Annotated in this window: 15 protein-coding genes; 11 read left to right on the forward strand and 4 right to left on the reverse strand. The window is 65.0% G+C overall.

What is annotated here, in order from left to right:
- Positions 1 to 9: 9 nt before the first annotated feature.
- Together BLS91_RS05660 and BLS91_RS05665 are read left to right on the forward strand one after the other, a co-directional pair.
- Entirely contained in the window at positions 10 to 1,344 is a 1,335-nt protein-coding gene (locus BLS91_RS05660) for a MinD/ParA family ATP-binding protein (RefSeq protein WP_241983186.1), read from the forward strand.
- A 54-nt stretch (positions 1,345 to 1,398) separates the two neighbouring features.
- Positions 1,399 to 1,890, forward strand: a complete 492-nt coding sequence (locus BLS91_RS05665) for a peptide deformylase (protein ID WP_092339748.1) — start codon at positions 1,399 to 1,401, stop codon at positions 1,888 to 1,890.
- Positions 1,891 to 2,087: 197 nt separating this feature from the next.
- Here the strand turns inward: BLS91_RS05665 and BLS91_RS05670 are convergent, their stop codons facing one another.
- The gene (locus BLS91_RS05670; protein WP_092339749.1) at positions 2,088 to 3,920 is read right to left on the reverse strand and encodes an AMP-dependent synthetase/ligase; all 1,833 of its coding nucleotides are present in this window, start codon (positions 3,918 to 3,920) and stop codon (positions 2,088 to 2,090) included.
- A gap of 174 nt (positions 3,921 to 4,094) precedes the next feature.
- Here BLS91_RS05670 and BLS91_RS05675 point away from each other — a divergent pair, with 174 nt between their 5' ends.
- The 3 genes from BLS91_RS05675 to BLS91_RS05685 all read left to right on the forward strand — a co-directional run bounded on the left by BLS91_RS05675 (position 4,095) and on the right by BLS91_RS05685 (position 7,281).
- The gene (locus tag BLS91_RS05675; RefSeq protein ID WP_092339750.1) at positions 4,095 to 5,039 is read left to right on the forward strand and encodes an ROK family glucokinase; all 945 of its coding nucleotides are present in this window, start codon (positions 4,095 to 4,097) and stop codon (positions 5,037 to 5,039) included.
- A gap of 82 nt (positions 5,040 to 5,121) precedes the next feature.
- The gene (locus BLS91_RS05680; protein WP_092339751.1) at positions 5,122 to 5,811 is read left to right on the forward strand and encodes a lysophospholipid acyltransferase family protein; all 690 of its coding nucleotides are present in this window, start codon (positions 5,122 to 5,124) and stop codon (positions 5,809 to 5,811) included.
- Positions 5,812 to 5,910: 99 nt separating this feature from the next.
- Complete coding sequence (locus BLS91_RS05685; RefSeq protein WP_092339752.1) at positions 5,911 to 7,281, forward strand: class II 3-deoxy-7-phosphoheptulonate synthase; 1,371 nt, start codon at positions 5,911 to 5,913, stop codon at positions 7,279 to 7,281.
- A 670-nt stretch (positions 7,282 to 7,951) separates the two neighbouring features.
- On the opposite strand, the gene pknB is transcribed toward BLS91_RS05685, so the two are convergent.
- Both pknB and BLS91_RS05695 read right to left on the reverse strand, forming a co-directional pair.
- A complete protein-coding gene (gene pknB, locus BLS91_RS05690; RefSeq protein WP_476728479.1) occupies positions 7,952 to 9,910 on the reverse strand; it encodes a Stk1 family PASTA domain-containing Ser/Thr kinase in 1,959 nt (652 codons plus the stop codon).
- A gap of 106 nt (positions 9,911 to 10,016) precedes the next feature.
- Positions 10,017 to 11,252 carry a LysM peptidoglycan-binding domain-containing protein gene (locus BLS91_RS05695; RefSeq protein WP_092339872.1) on the reverse strand — a complete coding sequence of 412 codons (1,236 nt, stop codon included), beginning with the start codon at positions 11,250 to 11,252 and terminating at the stop codon, positions 10,017 to 10,019.
- 290 nt (positions 11,253 to 11,542) lie between these two features.
- On the opposite strand from BLS91_RS05695, the gene BLS91_RS05700 reads away from it, so the two are divergent.
- A complete protein-coding gene (locus BLS91_RS05700) occupies positions 11,543 to 11,875 on the forward strand; it encodes an Rv2175c family DNA-binding protein (RefSeq protein ID WP_369827365.1) in 333 nt (110 codons plus the stop codon).
- A gap of 44 nt (positions 11,876 to 11,919) precedes the next feature.
- On the opposite strand, the gene BLS91_RS05705 is transcribed toward BLS91_RS05700, so the two are convergent.
- On the reverse strand, positions 11,920 to 13,098 hold the full coding sequence (locus tag BLS91_RS05705) for a polyprenyl synthetase family protein (protein WP_092339755.1): 1,179 nt from the start codon (positions 13,096 to 13,098) through the stop codon (positions 11,920 to 11,922).
- A 119-nt stretch (positions 13,099 to 13,217) separates the two neighbouring features.
- Between BLS91_RS05705 and BLS91_RS05710 the strand changes: the two genes are divergently transcribed.
- The 5 genes from BLS91_RS05710 (at position 13,218) to BLS91_RS05730 (ending at position 17,781) form a co-directional block, all read left to right on the forward strand.
- Positions 13,218 to 13,595: a DUF3040 domain-containing protein gene (locus BLS91_RS05710; protein ID WP_092339756.1), complete on the forward strand. Its 378-nt coding sequence runs from the start codon at positions 13,218 to 13,220 to the stop codon at positions 13,593 to 13,595.
- A 276-nt stretch (positions 13,596 to 13,871) separates the two neighbouring features.
- The gene (gene mraZ, locus BLS91_RS05715) at positions 13,872 to 14,303 is read left to right on the forward strand and encodes a division/cell wall cluster transcriptional repressor MraZ (protein ID WP_092339873.1); all 432 of its coding nucleotides are present in this window, start codon (positions 13,872 to 13,874) and stop codon (positions 14,301 to 14,303) included.
- A gap of 98 nt (positions 14,304 to 14,401) precedes the next feature.
- On the forward strand, positions 14,402 to 15,373 hold the full coding sequence (gene rsmH / locus BLS91_RS05720) for a 16S rRNA (cytosine(1402)-N(4))-methyltransferase RsmH (RefSeq protein ID WP_092339757.1): 972 nt from the start codon (positions 14,402 to 14,404) through the stop codon (positions 15,371 to 15,373).
- Positions 15,370 to 15,936 carry a cell division protein FtsL gene (ftsL, locus tag BLS91_RS05725; protein WP_092339758.1) on the forward strand — a complete coding sequence of 189 codons (567 nt, stop codon included), beginning with the start codon at positions 15,370 to 15,372 and terminating at the stop codon, positions 15,934 to 15,936. The genes rsmH and ftsL overlap by 4 nt, the downstream gene beginning before the upstream one ends.
- Before the next feature lie 27 nt (positions 15,937 to 15,963).
- Positions 15,964 to 17,781 carry a peptidoglycan D,D-transpeptidase FtsI family protein gene (locus BLS91_RS05730; RefSeq protein WP_092339759.1) on the forward strand — a complete coding sequence of 606 codons (1,818 nt, stop codon included), beginning with the start codon at positions 15,964 to 15,966 and terminating at the stop codon, positions 17,779 to 17,781.
- Positions 17,782 to 17,791: the final 10 nt, after the last annotated feature.

The following is a 17,791-nucleotide window of genomic DNA, read 5'->3' on the forward strand; positions in this document are numbered from 1 at the left end:
GATGTACCCGTGCCAGACAAACGTACTGACGACGAGAGCGCGCCCGCGCGACCGGTGTCTGCCGCCAAGCGAACCCGTGACGAGCGCGACGACTATCACAGCGAGTTGCCGCCGCACACGATCGACAACCTCGCTGCGTCCCTGCCCGAGAGCCTGAGCGTTCCGATCGAGGTGCCGGTCGGGCCCCGCCGCTCGGTGCCTGCCGTGGGCCTGTCGGCCAGGGGCACCGGCCTCGACACGACCCGGATCGTGTCCACCCCGGCCACCCACACCGTTGAAATCTCGACGCCGGCGCCGGCTCGTTCAGCAGGGGCTAGCTCGGCCATCGAATCGCTCTCCCGAGCGGATGCCGCCTCCACAGTTCGGCGCGACCGCATCCGTACCGAAAACAGCACGGCCCCCGAGTCGGCCGCCATGCTCACCTCTGATCGCCTGCTCGCGGTCAACCGTAAGACCCGCAAGGCGCCGCAGGGCTCCTGGCCCGAATTCGTCTACGCCCTCACTCTGCACCTGGTCAACCTGGGCGACTCCGCCAAGGTGCAGGCCTACAAGGAGATGGACGAGCGCATCCGCCGCCAGTTTGAGGGCGGCACGCGGTTCGTTCCGATTCTCACCCGCAAGGGCGGCGTCGGCAAGACCACGGTCACGACCCTGCTCGGAATGGCCCTGGCGGATGCCCGCGACGACCGCATCATCGCCATCGACGCCAACCCCGACCGCGGCACACTCTCCGAACGCGTGAGCAAGCAGACCAGGTCGACCGTGCGCGACGTCGTCTCCAAGGCCGCGTCGATCGGCAACTTCACCGACTTCTCCGCTCTGGTCTCCCGCGACGAAACCCGCCTCGACATTCTCGCCTCCGACACCGACCCGCTGCTCTCCGAGGCGTTCGACGAGAACGACTACAACGTCGTCGCCGACCTCGCGGCCCGCTACTACTCGATCGCGCTCACCGACTGCGGTACCGGCATCGTGCACTCGGTCATGCGGGCCACCCTGCAGCGCGCCGACTCCATCGTGATCGTCTCCGGCGGCAGCGTCGACGAGGCCCGTCTGGCCTCCGAAACTCTCACCTGGCTCGAAGCCAACGGCTACGGCGACCTCGTGCGCAACGCGATCGTCGCCCTCAACACCGCCACCCAGGGCACCAACCTGGTTCGCCTCGAAGAAATCGAGTCGCACTTTCGCTCCCGCGTACGCGAGATCGTGCGCATCCCCTACGACCCTCAACTTGCCGCCGGCAGCGTCGTCTCCTACAAAGATCTCAAGCCGATCACCCGGCTGGCAGCACGAACGCTCGCCGAACTGGTCGTCGAGGGGCTCCCCACCGACCGCAACCTGTAGCGAGCCGCGCGCTCGTTCGTCTTTCACACCACCCGCCTACCGAGGAGTCTCCCCGTGCCCGAACGCCAGATCCGTCTCTTCGGAGATCCGGTGCTGAAGACCGTCTCCGACCCCATCGACGGGATCGACGACCGGGTGCGCGGCCTGGTGCAGGACCTGGTCGACAGCGTGCGACTGCCTGGGCGGGCCGGCGTCGCGGCCTCGCAGATCGGCGTGAACCTGCGAGCGTTCAGCTACAACGTCGACGGTGTCATCGGCTACATCCTCAACCCCACGGTCGTTGAACTCTCCGGAGAGCCCGACCTCGTCGACGAGGGCTGCCTCTCCGTTCCGGGACTCTGGTACCCCACCAAGCGCTACCCGTTCGCCCGGGTCACCGGCATCGACCTCGACAATAATCTCATCGAGCTCTCCGGCACCGGCATCATGGCCCAGGCTTTACAACACGAAACCGATCACCTCGACGGCTACCTCTACATCGACCGCCTCGACAAGGACAACCGCAAGGCCGCGATGAAGGAAATCCGAGAGTCCACCTGGTTCTAAACTTCCCAACTGTCGAGAGCGCGAACTCTCTGCGCTGCCGGCACGGGCGAAGCCTCGTGAGTTCCCTAACGTGAGGGGACGGGGGAAGTATTTCGCGGAGTTGCGATGTTTGAGCGGGGAGCGGAATGCTTTTCCCGGCCCCGACCTACAAAAAAATGCCCGACCCACAATAAGAGTGAGCCGGGCCCGCCCTCAAACTACTCGCGTAGCGAAATCCCCTCAGTAACCGGCGCCCCAGAGTACATCGCCTCAATCTCACCGGCGAAGTCCCGCAGAATAATATTGCGCTTGATACTCATCTTCGGCGTTAGATGCCCGCTGTCCTCGGTGAGCTCAATCGCCAGCAGCGTGAATTTACGAATCGACTCCGCCCGCGACACACCCTCATTGGCATGGTCGACCGCGCGCTGAATCTCCGCGAGCACAGTCTTATTGACGGATGCCTGCGCGAGCGACATTCCGGCATCCTCTTGATTGTTGTTCAACCACACCGGCAGCATGTCGGGGTCCAGCGTGATGAGCGCGCCTATGAACGGCTTCTGGTCGCCGACGACGACGACCTGGCCGATCAGCGGATTCGCGCGAATGGGGTCTTCGAGCGCCGCCGGGGCCACGTTCTTGCCGCCGGCCGTCACGATGATTTCCTTCTTGCGTCCGGTGATGGTGAGAAAACCGTCGGCGTCGAAATCACCGATGTCGCCGGTTTTCAACCAGCCGTCATCGAAGGCGTCCGCGGTGGCCTGCGGGTTCTTCCAGTACTCCTTGAAGACGTTGACGCCCTTGACCTCGATCTCGCCGTCGTCCATGACGCGCACCGAGACACCCGGCAGGGGCGGCCCGACAGTGCCGATTTTGGCCCGGGTGGCCAGCCCAACGGTGGCCGGGGCCGTCGTCTCGGTCAGACCGTAGCCCTCGAGAATGACGATACCCAGGCTCTTGAAGAAGTGACCGAGGTGAGCACCCAGCGGCGCCGAACCGGAGACCGCCCAAACGACTTTGCCGCCCATCGCGGCCCGCAACTTGCTGTAGACGAGCTTGTCGAACAGCGCGAACTTGATCTTCATGCCGAGCGGAATCGGCGTTTCGGCTTGCACCAGCTTGGAATGCTCAACGGCCACGTGGGCCGCAGCATCGAAGATCTTGCCCTTGCCGCCGGCGACAGCCTTCTGCTGGGCCGAGTTGTAGACCTTTTCGAACACCCGCGGCACTGCGAGTAGAAAGGTCGGCTGAAAGCTGCCGAGCGCGGCCAGGAGCGTTTTGGTGTCAGCTTGGTGCCCGACGCGCACGCCGGCGTGCACGCACAAGACCGAGATGAATCGGGCAAAGACGTGGGCAGTCGTGATGAACAGCAGGGTCGAGGCGCCCTCGGGGTGAACCAAGACTTCCTTCAGGGCTACCGCAGCGTTGCGGCTGGTCTCGAGGAAGTTCGCGTGGGTGAGCACGCAGCCCTTGGGCTTGCCGGTTGAACCGGAGGTGTAGATGAGGGTGGCCATGTCGTCGCCGACGGCGAGGTTGCGGCGGCGTTCGATCTCGGAGTCCGTCACCTCGACGCCCCCGGCCACGAGCTTGTCGAGGTCGCCCAGGTCGATCTGCCAGACCGAACCAATGGCGGCCAGCTCCGGGTGCACCTCGTCAAAGCGCGCGAAATGGTCTGCGGTTTCGACGATGACCGCCATGGCGCCGGAGTCGCTGAGGTTCCACTGTACCTGGCTGGGCGAGCTGGTCTCATAGACCGGTACCAGAATTGCTCCGGCGAACCAGACGGCGAAGTCGATCAGGGTCCACTCGTAGCGGGTCTTGCAGATGAGCCCGATCTTGTCGCCGGGCTCGATGCCTGCGGCGACGAAACCTTTGGCCAGTGCCACCACCTGGGTGTGGAACTCCCGAGTGGTCACGGGAAGCCACTGGCCGCCCCGCGGCAGCGAGAACAGAATGAGGTCGGGAGTCGCGGCGAGGCGGTCCATGAGCAGGTCGGTGATGTTGGCGCCAGGATCGGCGGGAACGACGGCGGGCATATCAAACTGTTTCACGGCAACTCCTTTGGTACCGGCTGAACGTGCCGCCTGCTCGAGCGCCGAAGAATTCTGCGTTGAGCGGGTGTTTCGTCCAGCGGCAAACTGGTTTACTACACTCTAGAGGGTGTCACTGGCAGCCGCCCCGTGCCGCGAGCCCACTTCCCGATCGCCCCGAACGAAAGGTGCCCCGTGCACGCCATAGGTATCGATATCGGGGGCACCAAAATTGCCGGGGCGCTGGTCGACGAGGCGGGCACCATCATCCGCTCTGACCGGCAGCCGACCACGCCCGGCAACCCGGGCGAGATCGAAGACACCGTCGTCGCAATGATTCTGGCTCTGTCCGAGGGTGAAGCTGTCGTCGCTGCGGGGGTGGCTGCGGCCGGGTTCATCGACGCCGCCCAGTCGACCGTCTACTACGCGCCGAACATCAGCTGGCGCAACGAGCCGTTCCGCGACAAGCTCGAGGCTCGGCTCGACCTGCCCATCGTCATCGAAAACGATGCCAATGCGGCCGGCTGGGCTGAGTTTCGCTTCGGCGCGGGCCGGCCGCACACCGACATGGTCACCCTGACCGTCGGCACCGGCGTCGGCGGGGCGATCGTGACGAATAATGCCCTGTTCCGCGGCGGCTTCGGTGCCGGCGCCGAACTCGGCCACCTCCGGGTGGTTCCCGACGGGCTGCCCTGCGGCTGTGGCGCGCACGGCTGCCTGGAACAATATGGCTCCGGTCGGGCGCTGCTGCGCATCGCCAACGAATTCGCGGATGCCGGCGGCATCGGTCTCGGCCTGGCCGGCGCCCGCGAGCGGCGCGGCAAACTCACCGGCAAAGAGGTGGGGCGTCTGATCCAGGACGGTGACGGCGGCGCCCTCGCTGCCCTGCGCCAGCTCGGCGGTGCCCTCGGACAGGCCTGCGCGAGCCTCGGCGCCGTACTCGACCCGCAGGTGTTCGTGTTCGGCGGGGGAGTGGCGGCCGCCGGCGACCTGCTGCTCGAACCGATTCGCGCGGCCTACCTCGACTACCTGCCGGCGCGCGGCTACCACCCCGAAGCGGAGTTCGCCATCGCCCAGCTGGTGAATGACGCCGGCGTGGTCGGCGCGGCCGATCTGGCCCGGCTGCACGCGGTGCGTTGATCGGGCGCTATGGACGTCGGGGCGGCCTCCGCTTCGATGCGGCGGGCGGACTAAGCTTTTCTAGTCGGATAAAGGAGTGCGAGTGTTCTATTGGATCATGAAGAACATCGTCATCGGCCCGCTGCTGCTCTCGCTGTTTCGACCGTGGATCATCGGCCTGGAGAACATTCCCAAGACCGGGCCGGTCATTTTGGCCAGCAATCACCTGTCGTTCATCGACTCGGTGTTTCTGCCGCTGGTCGTGCCGCGCCGCGTGGCGTTTCTGGCCAAGAGCGACTATTTCACCGGCAAAGGCCTGAAAGGTTGGGCGACCCGGCAGTTTCTCACCGCCGCCGGGCAGCTTCCGATCGACCGGTCGGGCGGTAAAGCCTCGGAGGATTCGCTCAATACCGGCCTGCGGGTACTCGGCGAGGGTCGCATCCTCGGAATCTATCCGGAGGGCACTCGCAGCCCGGACTCCCGCCTGTATCGCGGGCGCACCGGGGTAGCCCGCATGGTGCTGGAATCGGGCGTGACGGTCATTCCGGTGGCCATGATTGATACCGAGAAGGCCATGCCGACCGGCACCAGGATTCCGCAGGTGCGGCGGATCGGCATTGTGATCGGCACACCGCTCGACTTCACCCGCTTTGAGGGAATGGAGGGCGACCGGTTCGTGCTGCGGAGCGTCACCGACGAGCTCATGTACGAACTGCAGCGACTCAGCACGCAGGAGTACGTCGACGTCTACGCCTCCTCGGTCAAAGAGAAGCGGGCCAGCCTTTCGCGCTAGGCTGCCAGAAGTGCTGTCTGCGCTTTGCGCGCTGCGGCACCTCATCCATTTCGGTTCGGTGCGCGTCACCGGTCCAGTACAGAAAACAGGAACTATCCCGTGGTAGACCCCACCGAGCCCATTGTTGCCGCAGAAGCCTCTGTCATCACGGGTCTGGACCACTGGCGCACCCTACCGATCAAGCAGCAGCCGACCTGGCCCGACGCGGCCAAGGTGGCTGCGGCATCCGCTGAACTGGCGACGCAGCCGCCGCTGGTCTTCGCCGGTGAGGTCGACATTCTGCGCGACCGGCTCGCTCAGGCGGCCGGCGGGCAGGGTTTCCTGCTGCAGGGCGGCGACTGCGCCGAGACGTTCAGCGGGGCCACGGCCGATCAGATTCGCAACCGGGTCAAGACCGTGCTGCAGATGGCCGTCGTGCTCACCTACGGTGCGTCGATGCCCGTGATCAAGATGGGGCGCATGGCCGGCCAGTTCGCCAAGCCCCGCTCGAGCGACTTCGAAACCCGCGGCGACGTGACGCTGCCGGCGTACCGCGGCGATATCGTCAACGGCTACCCGTTCACGCCCGAGTCGCGCGAGGCCGACCCGGACCGGCTCGTCAAGGCCTACCACACGTCGGCGTCGACCCTCAATCTGATTCGTGCGTTCACGCAGGGTGGCTTCGCCGACCTGCGTCAGGTGCACAGCTGGAATCAGGGCTTCGCCGCCAACCCGGCCAACCAGCAGTACGAGAAGGTGGCCAAGGAGATTGACCGCGCGATCAAATTCATGATCGCCTGCGGCGCCGACTTCGAGGCGATGCGCCGAACGGAGTTCTACACCAGCCACGAGGGCCTGCTGATGGACTACGAGCGCCCGATGACCCGCATCGACTCCCGCACCGGAACGCCGTACAACACCTCGGCCCACTTCATCTGGATCGGGGAGCGTACCCGCGACCTCGACGGCGCGCACGTGGACTTTTTGTCGCGGGTACGCAACCCGATCGGTGTCAAGCTCGGCCCGGCCACCTCGGCCGACGACATGCTGCGCCTGGTCGACAAGCTCGACCCGAACCGCGAACCCGGTCGCCTGACCTTCATCACGCGCATGGGTTCCGGCAAGATTCGGGACGCCCTGCCGCCGCTGCTCGAAGCCATCAAGGCGAGCGAGGCGACACCGCTGTGGGTGACTGACCCGATGCACGGCAACGGTGTCACCACACCGACCGGCTACAAGACCCGTCGGTTCGATGACGTCGTCGACGAGGTCAAGGGCTTCTTCGAGGCACACCGCGCCGTCGGCACACACCCGGGCGGAATTCACGTGGAGCTCACCGGCGACGACGTCACCGAGTGCCTCGGCGGGTCGGAGCACATCGATGAGGCCGCCCTGGCGACCCGCTACGAGTCGCTCTGCGACCCGCGCCTGAACCACATGCAGTCCCTGGAACTGGCCTTCCTGGTGGCCGAGGAGCTGGCCGCCCGCTAGCCCCGCCCGCCCCATTCTCTGGACGGGGCCCAGGCCCCGTCCCCGGGCCCAGCTTATAAACTGGGCCCGTGGCCATAAGGTGGGCCCGGTGAGCGGATGCGGCGAGTTGCGTCGTTCCGCCCGGAACGTTTATGATGTGGCCAACACAAGGAGGCGGGTCATCCGCTCCTCGCTCAAACATTGCGATGTTCCGGAGGCCTTGCGCGTGTTTCGACAGGCTCAACAACCAGCGTGCGCAAGACCGCCGAAACACCGCAAAACTCGCAACCCCGCGGACAACCCGCCTCCGCCGCTTCCCCGAAGCCGCTCTGAAGCCACGGATTTGATCGAGCCGTGAGTTTTCGAGGTGGGGCATCGTCGAGGTGTGAGTTTTGAACGATTCAACGGCCGAAATCGGGCTAAGACTCACACCTCGGTGACCAAAACTCACGGGTCGGTGAGCGGATGCCGACCCCGACCACCTGCACCCCTTTGACGACGTCATTTGCCCCGGAAGGATTGGGGCCATGTGGCCTCGTATTTGGCTGCTTTTTGGACTGGAGCCAACCCGGCGCGCACGTTACTGTCTACGCTCACGCCATGCCTAGGTCAATTCCGCCGATATCCGTGTGTTCGGGAATGAACCAATGTTCAGGGCCAGAGCGTACGGCTGAGTCGGCGTCGTTGCTGATTATCCGAACGGATTTGTCGGCTTGAGCGAAATCGTGCTGCCCTTTGGCAAAGACGTACCAGCAGCAGGATCTGTCGACGCTACTTGAATTAGAGACGAATATATCGGTGCGTCTGCACCGGGGTTGTAGGTGAGCTTGAAGCCGAGCGCAGTCAGCGCAGCCTTGCCGTCGCTCCAGGACATCCCCACGACATTGGGCACAATGACCGGCTCAGGACCCTTCGAAATCACCAGGGTGATCGTGGCACCCTCACGTAGCGTCCCCTCCGGCACCTGCGACGTGACCACGTCACCCTCAGCGACCGTGTCGTTGTAGGTCTGCTCTCCCGACACCACGAGCAGGTTCTTGCCGACCAGGATGTCGGTGGCCTCGGCAACCGTCTTGCCGTCGACATTCGGAATGGCGCCGAGCGATACGACCAGGTTCACGGTCAGGCCTTCAAAGTATTCACCGCCGGCCGAGACATCGGCGCCGTCAGATTCCTTGCTCGCCGAGATGACCGAACCCTCCGCCACCTCACCATTGAAGACCGGGTCCACAGCGCCGACGACGGCTTTCAGATCCGTAATCGCAGCGGATGCCGCCTCCTGTGTCAAACCCGCCAGCGCGGGCAGCGTGATGGGCTGCAGCCCCTGGGAGACGATGACCGTGACCGTGCTGTCCTTGGGGACGCGACTGCCGGCATCCGGATCGGTGCCGATGACGAGCCCTTCGGCGATAGTGGCGCTGAAAGCACCCGCCAGCTCGGGTTTGAGGCCGAGCTTGGTCAGCTGCGCGGACGCAGCCTCGGGGGAGGCCGCCGCGAAGTCGGGCACGGACACGTCAGAGCCCGGGCCGGAGCCGAAATACCAGCCCGTTCCGCCGAGCGCGGCGGCGAGAAGAATCACCAGGGCGAACAACCAGAAGCCGCGACGCTTGCGCTTGTCGGCCTTCTTGCTGAGCAGGTCGCCGCTGTCCGGCGGACCGACCGGGGCGGTGCCGGCCGGGTGAAGGCCCAGCAGGGTCGCGGCGGGAGGTTTTGTGGGAGCGAGCTTGGCGCCGAGCACCTGGGTTTCGGCGTCCGCTACCGCGTTCGCCCCGGTGCGCAGACTGGCGGGCAGCACCATAGTCGACTGCAGGGCCAGTTCCTGGGTACCGCCGCGCACGAGCGCGCTCACATCGTGCAGCTGGTCGAGCATGACCCTGGCGTCACGGGGACGGTCCTCCGGATCGCGCGCGGTAGCCCAGAGTACGAGCTCGTCGAGCTCGTGCGGAACCGAGGCGACCTTACTGCTCGGCATCGGAACTGTGTCGTTGGCGTGCTGGTAGGCGATCTGCATCGGAGCTTCGCCCACATAAGGCTGCTCGCCGGTGAGCATCTCGAAGGTCATGATGCCGAGCGCATAGATGTCGCTGCGGGCGTCGGCGATGCCCCGGGTGACGAGTTCGGGGGAGAGGTAGGCGATGGTGCCGAGCAGGGCCTGGCCGGTCGCGGTGTTGTTGTTGACCGCGCGCGCCAGCCCGAAGTCGCTGATCTTGATACGGCCGTCGTCAGCCAGCAGCACGTTCTCGGGTTTGACGTCGCGGTGCACGATGCCAGCCTTGTGCGCGGCGGCCAGGCCGCTGAGCACGGCTTCGAGAATGTCGAGGGTCTGCTCTGGGGTGAGCCGGCCATAATCCTTGAGCAGGTCGCGCAGGGTGATGCCGGGCAGATATTCCATGACGAGGTAGGCCATGTCGGCGTCCTGGCCCTGGTCGAAGACGTTCACAACGTTAGGGTGGGCCAGGCGAGCAGCCGAGCGCGCCTCCTGGATGAACCGAATCTTGAAGGCGCTGTCATCGGCGAGATGGCCGTGCATGATCTTGATCGCGACCCGGCGCTCGAGGCGCAGATCGGTGGCGAGGTACACCGTGGCCATGCCCCCGCGTGCAATTCGCGAGCGCACTTGATACCGGCCGTCAATAAGACGGCCAATCATCGGGTCGGTCGAGGGAACGCTCACTCCTTGATTCTACGGAATTCGGCGACGGCACCACTGCACGGCGCGCAGGGGCGCGGCATGCGGGTCGGGACCGGCCGCCCGGCTAGCCGAGCTGGCTGAGCCAGGCCTGCGCTGACGCCTCCCACTTGGCGTAATAGTCGGGGTAGGCCGAGATCTGCACGGCCTGCGCCGCCTGGGTCACGGTCATCGATTCCCAGCCCGCGATGTCGAGCAGACCGCGGGTCACGTTCGGGTTCGGGTTGCTCGCGCCGCCGAAAAAGGCGAGGCTGGCCCGCACCGGGTCCATGACTTGTTCCGGGGTACCCCAGCCGGCACTCGGCCGCTGCTGGAACAGACCGAGCGAGTCCCGGTCGCCGTAGTCCACGTTGCGCAGCCCGGATTCCTGGGCGGCCGCAGCCAGCGCCACGACGAGACCGGCATTGCTCACGCCGGCGCCCCGCCCGACCGAAACAATCGTCTGCGCGTTCTGTCGCATCTCCTCCGACATGGGCGTGACCACCCCGGACGTCGCCACCGGGAAAGTGACCGCCACGGATGCCGGCGCCACCGTGATCGGCAGGGTCAAAACCTGTCCGGGATAGATGATGCTTGACCAGCCGAGGCCATTGGCGTCGAGCACAGCCTGCACGCTGACCCCGGCCGCGTTGGCCACGGCGGTGATGGTCTCGCCCGACGCGATGGTGTGGGTCGTTGCTGCGGCAATCTCGGCGACCGGCTCGACGTAGGCGGCCGGTTCCAACACTGGTGCTGCGGCGAGCACAATGACCTGGCCGGGGTAGATGACGCTGGCCCCGGTCAAGCCGTTGGCCCCCAGAACGTCAGCGGTCTTCAGCCCCTGCGCGGCGGCGATACCGCTGATGGTGTCGCCGCTCTGCACCGAGTAGCTGGCAGCGGATGCGGCCGGCGCGGCCACGACGGCGGCCGGCGCCGCCGCCTGGGTCAGGGTCAAAACCTGGCCCGGAAAGATCAGGGCCCGGGAATCGAGACCATTCTGCGCCAGCACGGCCGCCGTCGACAGGCCGAACCGGGCGGCAATTCCGCTCACCGTGTCACCGTCAACGACCGAATACTGGGCGGGCGCAACCTGAACGGCGGCTGCCACCGCGGTCACCGATAGAACGGGAGTGGCCTCGGCGAGCTTCGACTTGAGCGGCTTCTTAGCCAGGGCCTGAGCCTGGGCCGGCGCCGCCAGGTTGAGGCTGATCGCGAGCGTGCTGACCAGCACGATCGGCACGGTAAGCAATGCCGAGCGGGAATGCGAGTCACCGGGCTTCTTCGCCCGCCGCTTCGCAGCAGCGTCACTGCCCGAGAAGGCCATGCCAACCGTCTCGGGAACGGTCGCGTTTCGTGCGGCGGACGCCGCGGCATCCGTCGTATTCGTTTTCACCTTGGTCGACATGGTGCTCCGTTCATTGTGCGCACGCGCGCTACCCGTTCAGCAAGTTCGTACAGCATCGTCTCGAATGCAGCAATCCCCACTGCGAGGTTTTCACAATTATGAGGGGGAGTCAATTGAATGGGCGACATGAAATGGCCGGTTCGCTAGGAAAAAGTGCCCGAAGGTTTTGCCTCGGACCCAAATCATGGGAAGCTAAAAGAGTGAGTGATGTGTCTTCAGAGCCCGAGTGGCTTACTATTCCTGCCCTAGTCAACCTGCTCGGAATGAGCCAGAGCCGCGTGCGGCACCTGATCGACGACAAGTACCTGCTGGCCATCCGGCGGGACAACGTTGTGTCGGTTCCTTCCCTGTTTCTGCGTGACGGCGCTCCCGTTCCCGAACTTCGCGGCACGCTGTTCGTGCTGGCCGACGACGGCTTCACCGACATGCAGGCCATGACCTGGCTGCTTGAGGTCGACGACAGCCTGGGCGTGCCCCCGATCGAAGCCCTTCGGGCCGGTCGCAAGGCCGAGGTGCGTCGCGTCGCCCAGGCACTCGCCTAACCGGGCACTCGCGCGGACCGGCCGGGCGCCGGCCGAACTGCCCCTCAGAACGCCCGGCGCGTCACCCGATCGGTCAGGTCCAGCAGCTTCTGCCTGGCCCCGGCGCTGATCGGCGCGGTCTCAAGCGCCGCGAGAGCCTCAGCCACCTGAGCTTCGATGAGCGCCTCGACCCGGTCGACGGCACCGCTGGCGCTGATGAGTTGCTGCAAGGCGCGAATCTGGGCGGTATTGAGCGTGGGGTTGCCGAGCTGGGCGTCGAGCGATGCTCGGTCGGCGTCGCTCAGACGTTCCCGCGCCAGCGCGATCAACACCGTGCGCTTGCCCTCGGTCAGGTCGTCGCCACTCGGCTTGCCGGTCACGGCGGCGTCGCCGAACACGCCGAGCAGGTCGTCGCGAAGCTGGTAGGCCATACCAAGCGGCAGGCCGAAGGCACGCAGCGAGTTCAGTTGCGTGGCCGAGGCCCCGGCCAGGGCCGCTCCGATCACCAGCGGGGCCTGAACGCTGTACTTGGCTGACTTGTAGACGATCACGCGCAGTGCCCGATCGAGCAACTCGGCTTCCGGCTGGGCCAGCCAAGCGCGCTCCTCGAGAATGTCCAGGTATTGCCCGGCCGTGACCTCAGTGCGCATGAAGTTGAATTCGAGCCTGGCGCGCCGTGCCGAAGCCCGATCGGCCAGCTCGTCCAGCCCCTCGTCGAGCAGCTCATCGCTCCAGCCCAGAAGTAGATCGCCGAGCAGAATCGCCGACGCCCGACCATACGAGGCGGAGTCGCCAGCCCAACCCTCTCGCTCGTGCAAACTTTCGAACAGCTTGTGGGCGCTCGGAGCTCCGCGACGGGTGTCTGAGTTGTCGATGATGTCGTCGTGCACGAGCGCCGCGGCGTGAAAAATCTCCAGCGCGCTGGCGGCCGAAACCACCGCGGCCAGGCCACCTGCGGCGGGTGCCGGGGCAGCGGATGCCGCGGCCTCGTCGTCCGCACTGACTGACGGCTGGATGGCCGTTGGCTGGCCCGATTCGGGGCCGGAATCCTGCGGCAGAACGCTCCGCGCACCCCAGTAACAAAACTGGGCTCGAAACCGCTTTCCACCGCTGAGAAACTGCCGTGAGTAGTCGATTAGAGGAGTCAAATCGGAGCTGATCAGGGTCACAATTGGTTCGCGGGACATGAGGTACTCGTCGATGCGAGATTGAACCAAGTCGACCAGGCGTTTGCTTTCAGGCACCCGTATAGCCTAGCCATCCTGGCGGGGCTAGAATGAGATAATTCGAACCGGGTCATTCGATTCTGGTCGGTTCGAATTAGTCTACCCACCCGCTCGATCCCGTAACTGGAGGGAATGAGATGCCGCTTTCGGAACAGGAGCAGCGACTCCTTGAAGAGATGGAGCGCAGCCTCTATCACAACGATGCCGACTTTGTCGCCAGCGTTGGAGTGTCCAGGCTTCGCCCGAACTATCGTTCCATCGCGATCGGCGTACTGCTCGCCGTCGCCGGCATTGTCGCTCTCATCGCGGGTGTAGCCATTGCGCAGTTGTGGCTCGGCATTCTCGGCTTCATCGTTATGTTCGGCGGTGTGCTTATCGCCGTGACGCCCGGCAAGGCCATTCGTTCGATGCCCGGACCATCGTCACCCGGTCGCCGTCCGGCGCAGGCCAAGTCCAACCAGGGTTTCATGGAACGATTGAACGACCGGTGGGACCGTCGCCAGGATGGTCAGTAGCGGCTACTCGCGCTGACCTCCACCGGGCACCCATAACTCAATAAATCGCTGCGCTGTAGGGCCGATCATCTGATCGGCCCTTTTTTTGTGCCCAAAAGTGGGTCGAAAGCATCCGTTCTTAGAACTGTCGCTCCATTTCCCTCCACTGTTAGTCCCCAGTGATTTCGGGCAAATTTGGCGATCAATTCTGAAAATTGGCGTAAATACCTAGGTTAGTGGATGAAGGTGGAGTAAAGTGGAGCCACACCTGAATCTGGCCGGAAGAAAGGGGTGAGCGTGTTCCTTGGCACCTACGCCCCCCGGCTCGACGAAAAAGGTCGCATTATTCTTCCCGCGAAGTTTCGGGAAGAGCTCTCCACCGGTGTGGTGATGACGCGGGGGCAGGAACACTGCATCTACGTGTTCAGCACCCGCGAATTCGAAACCCTGCACGACAAGATCCGCCAGGCGCCGGTCACGAGCAAGCAGGCTCGCGACTACCTCCGGGTGTTCCTGTCGGGCGCAAGTTCGGAAACACCCGACAAACAAAACCGCGTCACCATCCCCGGCAACCTCCGCAGCTATGCGGGGCTTGACCGGGAACTGACCGTCATCGGTGCTGGCAGCCGAGTCGAGATTTGGGACAGCGAAGCGTGGGCCACCTACCTCGCCGAGCAGGAAACCTCGTACGCCAACACGACGGAGGAGGTGATTCCGGGACTTTTCTAGCCCCTGGCGCCTGACTCCCAGCCGTTTTGCCCTGACACACTTCCCCGGTGCCAGGACGAAATGGAGGGGAATCAGACCTCACGGACTAGCCCGGCATTATGGCCAGTAACGAAATCCCCAGCAATGAAATCCACACCCCGGTGCTGCTCGAACGCTGCGTCGAGCTGCTCGCTCCGGCACTCACAAAGCCCGGCGCCGTGCTCGTCGACGCCACACTCGGCATGGGCGGCCACGCCAAAGCGATCCTCTCGCGCTTTCCGGAACTAACCCTGGTCGGCCTCGACCGCGACACCGAGGCCCTCGCTATTGCCGAAGAGCGCCTCAAGGGATTCGCAGGCCGGGTGCACCTCGTACACACCGTCTACGACGGTATCGGCGACGCGCTCGACGGACTCGGTATCACCGAGGTCGCCGGCGTCCTCTTCGACCTCGGCGTCTCCAGCCTGCAGATCGACCGCGTCGAACGCGGTTTCTCCTACTCCAAGGATGCCCCGCTCGACATGCGCATGGACGGCACAGCCGGCCTCACCGCCGAGAGCATCCTCGCCGACTACAGCGAACGCGATCTCAAGCGTATTTTCCAGGACTACGGCGAAGAGAAACTCTCGGCCCGGTATGCCAAGGCCATCGTCGAAGCCCGCGAAACGATACCGTTCGTGCGGTCCGCGCAACTGGTCGACGTGATCACCAAGGCCACCCCGGTCGCCATCCAGCGTCTCGGCCACCCGGCCAAGCGCGTGTTCCAGGCGCTGCGCATCGAGGTCAATCAGGAGCTGGCCGTGCTCGAACGGGCCATTCCGGCTGCGCTAGACCGCGTGCAGGTCGGTGGCCGCATCGTCGTCATGGCCTACCAGTCACTCGAAGACCGCATCGTTAAGCGGGCACTCGCCGCGGCATCCGGCTCCACCGCTCCGGCCGGGCTTCCGGTGGAACTGCCCGAACACAAGCCGCTGTTTACCCTCCTGCTCCGCGGTGCCGAACTGGCCTCCGACGAAGAAAAAGCACTCAACCCCCGCGCGACGCCGGTTCGGCTGCGCGCTGCTGTTCGACTGAGAAGGGCCGCCGCATGAGCGACAACCTGGCACGCGTCGCCTTTTCCTTCGAACCTGAACCGTTCGAGACCAGCGCACCGGCACGGCGTGGGTTTCGACTGGTCTCGCCGACGCCGAGCCGCCGTGCCCGCCCGCGCATCTTCTACGCCCTCACCGCGGTAGCAGGCATGGCTGCCATCATGGTCGCCCAGCTGCTGCTGAGCGTCGGCATCTCCCAGGGCGCGTATGAAATCTCCAGCCTGCAGTCGAGTCAGTCGGAACTCGGCCGCACGGCCGCGAGCGTGAGCGAAGACCTCGTGCGGGTATCCTCCCCGCAGAGCCTCGCCGCCAACGCTGAGGGCCTCGGCATGGTCAGCAACTCCAACCCCGTCTACCTGCGCCTCTCTGACGGCGCTGTTTTGGGCGCTCCGGCCTCGGCGTCGGGCTCGCAGGCCGGAGCGGCCAGCCTTGTTCCCAACGCCCTGCTGAACGGCAGTACCCTGCTGTCACAGCTTCCGGCGGATCCGGCGGCCGCCGGTGCTGTTGCGATCACGAGCGCACCGGTAGTTCCTGCGGGACTCGCGGCGCCCACTACCCGATAGTTTCCGTGACTCGACCATGATGGGCAGATGAGCGTGCGCAATACCCGAAGCAGTAGTGCCCGAAACAACCCGACCAATTCGCGGTCCAGCCGTCGTCGCACGCTTGTCACCATCCTCGTGCTGTTCGCCGTCATCGCCGTGTTCCTGGTGCGCCTGGTCGATATCCAGGTCGTGCAGGCCGATTCGCTCACCAAAGACTCAGTAGGAAACCGCTCGGTCGGCCAGGTCGTCTACGGTTCCCGCGGCGAGATCGTCGACACCAACGGTGTCGTGCTGGCCGGAACGGTCATGCGGTACAACATCACCATGTCGCCCGTGAACGCGACGCCCTTCAAACGAACCGTCGACGGTAAGAAGGTCGAAATCTCGGTGGCCGACGCCGCCGCCGAAATCGGTGCCGCCACCGGCCAGACCGGCGACGCCATTCTGCTGACCATCTCCACCGCCCTCGAGGCAAACGCCGAGGCCAACTTCGCCTACATCGCTCAGAAAGTCGATGTCGACGTACTCCGTGCCGTGCAAAACCTGCACATTCCCTGGACCTACTCGGAGAACAGCCCCAGTCGGGTCTACCCGAACGGCGCCGTCGCCGGCAATATGCTCGGCTATCTTTCGGGGGAGGGCGTGCCGCAGGCCGGCCTCGAATCCGGGCAGCATGCCTGCCTGGCCTCGACCAACGGTAAGGAAACCTACGAAAAGGGTGCCGACGGCGTGCGCATCCCCGGCAGCAGCGTCACGAGCACCGCCGCCGTCGACGGCGGTGACGTCGTCACCACCATCGACTCCGACCTCCAGTGGTTCGTGCAGCAGACCCTCGCGGCCCGGGCGCAGGAAACCGGGGCGGCCTGGGCGACCGCTGTCGTGCTGGACGCCAAGACCGGCAAGCTCCTCGCCGTTGCCGATTACCCTTCGGTCGATCCGAACAACGTCGGCGGTACCGAGAACCCCGAAGACCGCGGCTCCCGGGCCTTCACCCAATCCTTCGAACCCGGCTCGACCTTCAAAGCGCTGACCGCGGCATCCGTTCTCGATTCCGGCGTCGCCACCCTGCAGACCGGAATCGTCGCGCCTTACCGGTATTTGCCGGCCAACGGCGCGAACATCAATGACAGCCATTCGCACCCGGACCAGAACATGACCCTCACCGGCGTGCTGATCGACTCGAGCAACACCGGCATGTCCAAGTTCGGTGAGAAACTCACCGACCAGCAGCGCTACGACTACATGAAGGCGTTCGGCGTTGGCACCCCGACTGAAACTGGCTTTCCGCGCGAAGACGGCGGAATTCTGCACCCGGTCGACGAGTGGGACAACCAGACCAGCTACGCGACCATGTTCGGACAGGGTCTGACAACGAGCGCGCTGCAGGTCGCGAGCATCTACCAGACCATCGCCAATGACGGTGTTCGCATGCCGGTACAGCTGGTCGAGGGCTGCCGTCAGGCTGATGGCACCATGACTAACGTGCCCGATGCCACCGGAACCCGGGTGCTGTCCGAGACGGCGGCGAACGAAACCAGCGACGTGCTCGAGATGGTGTACCAGAAGAGCTGGGTGCAGAGTAAGTGGAACATTCCGGGCTACCGCGTGGCCGCCAAGACCGGAACAGCGCAGATGCCGGACGGCAAGGGCGGGTACTCTAACGGGTATCTGGTGTCGGTGTCGGGCTTCGCACCGGCCGACGATCCACAGTATGTCGTCTCGGTCAACATCGCCGACCCTGTTAAACTGAATACGTCTGCCGCACCGGCTCCGGTCTTCCAGGAGATCATGAGCCAGGTGTTGAAAAAGTACCGGGCGGTTCCCTCGGGCGCGACTGCGCCTGACCTCCCTTCCACCTGGTAAGAAAGCGAGC

The organism is Cryobacterium flavum (genome assembly GCF_900103805.1).
In the GTDB taxonomy this organism is placed as follows: domain Bacteria; phylum Actinomycetota; class Actinomycetes; order Actinomycetales; family Microbacteriaceae; genus Cryobacterium; species Cryobacterium flavum.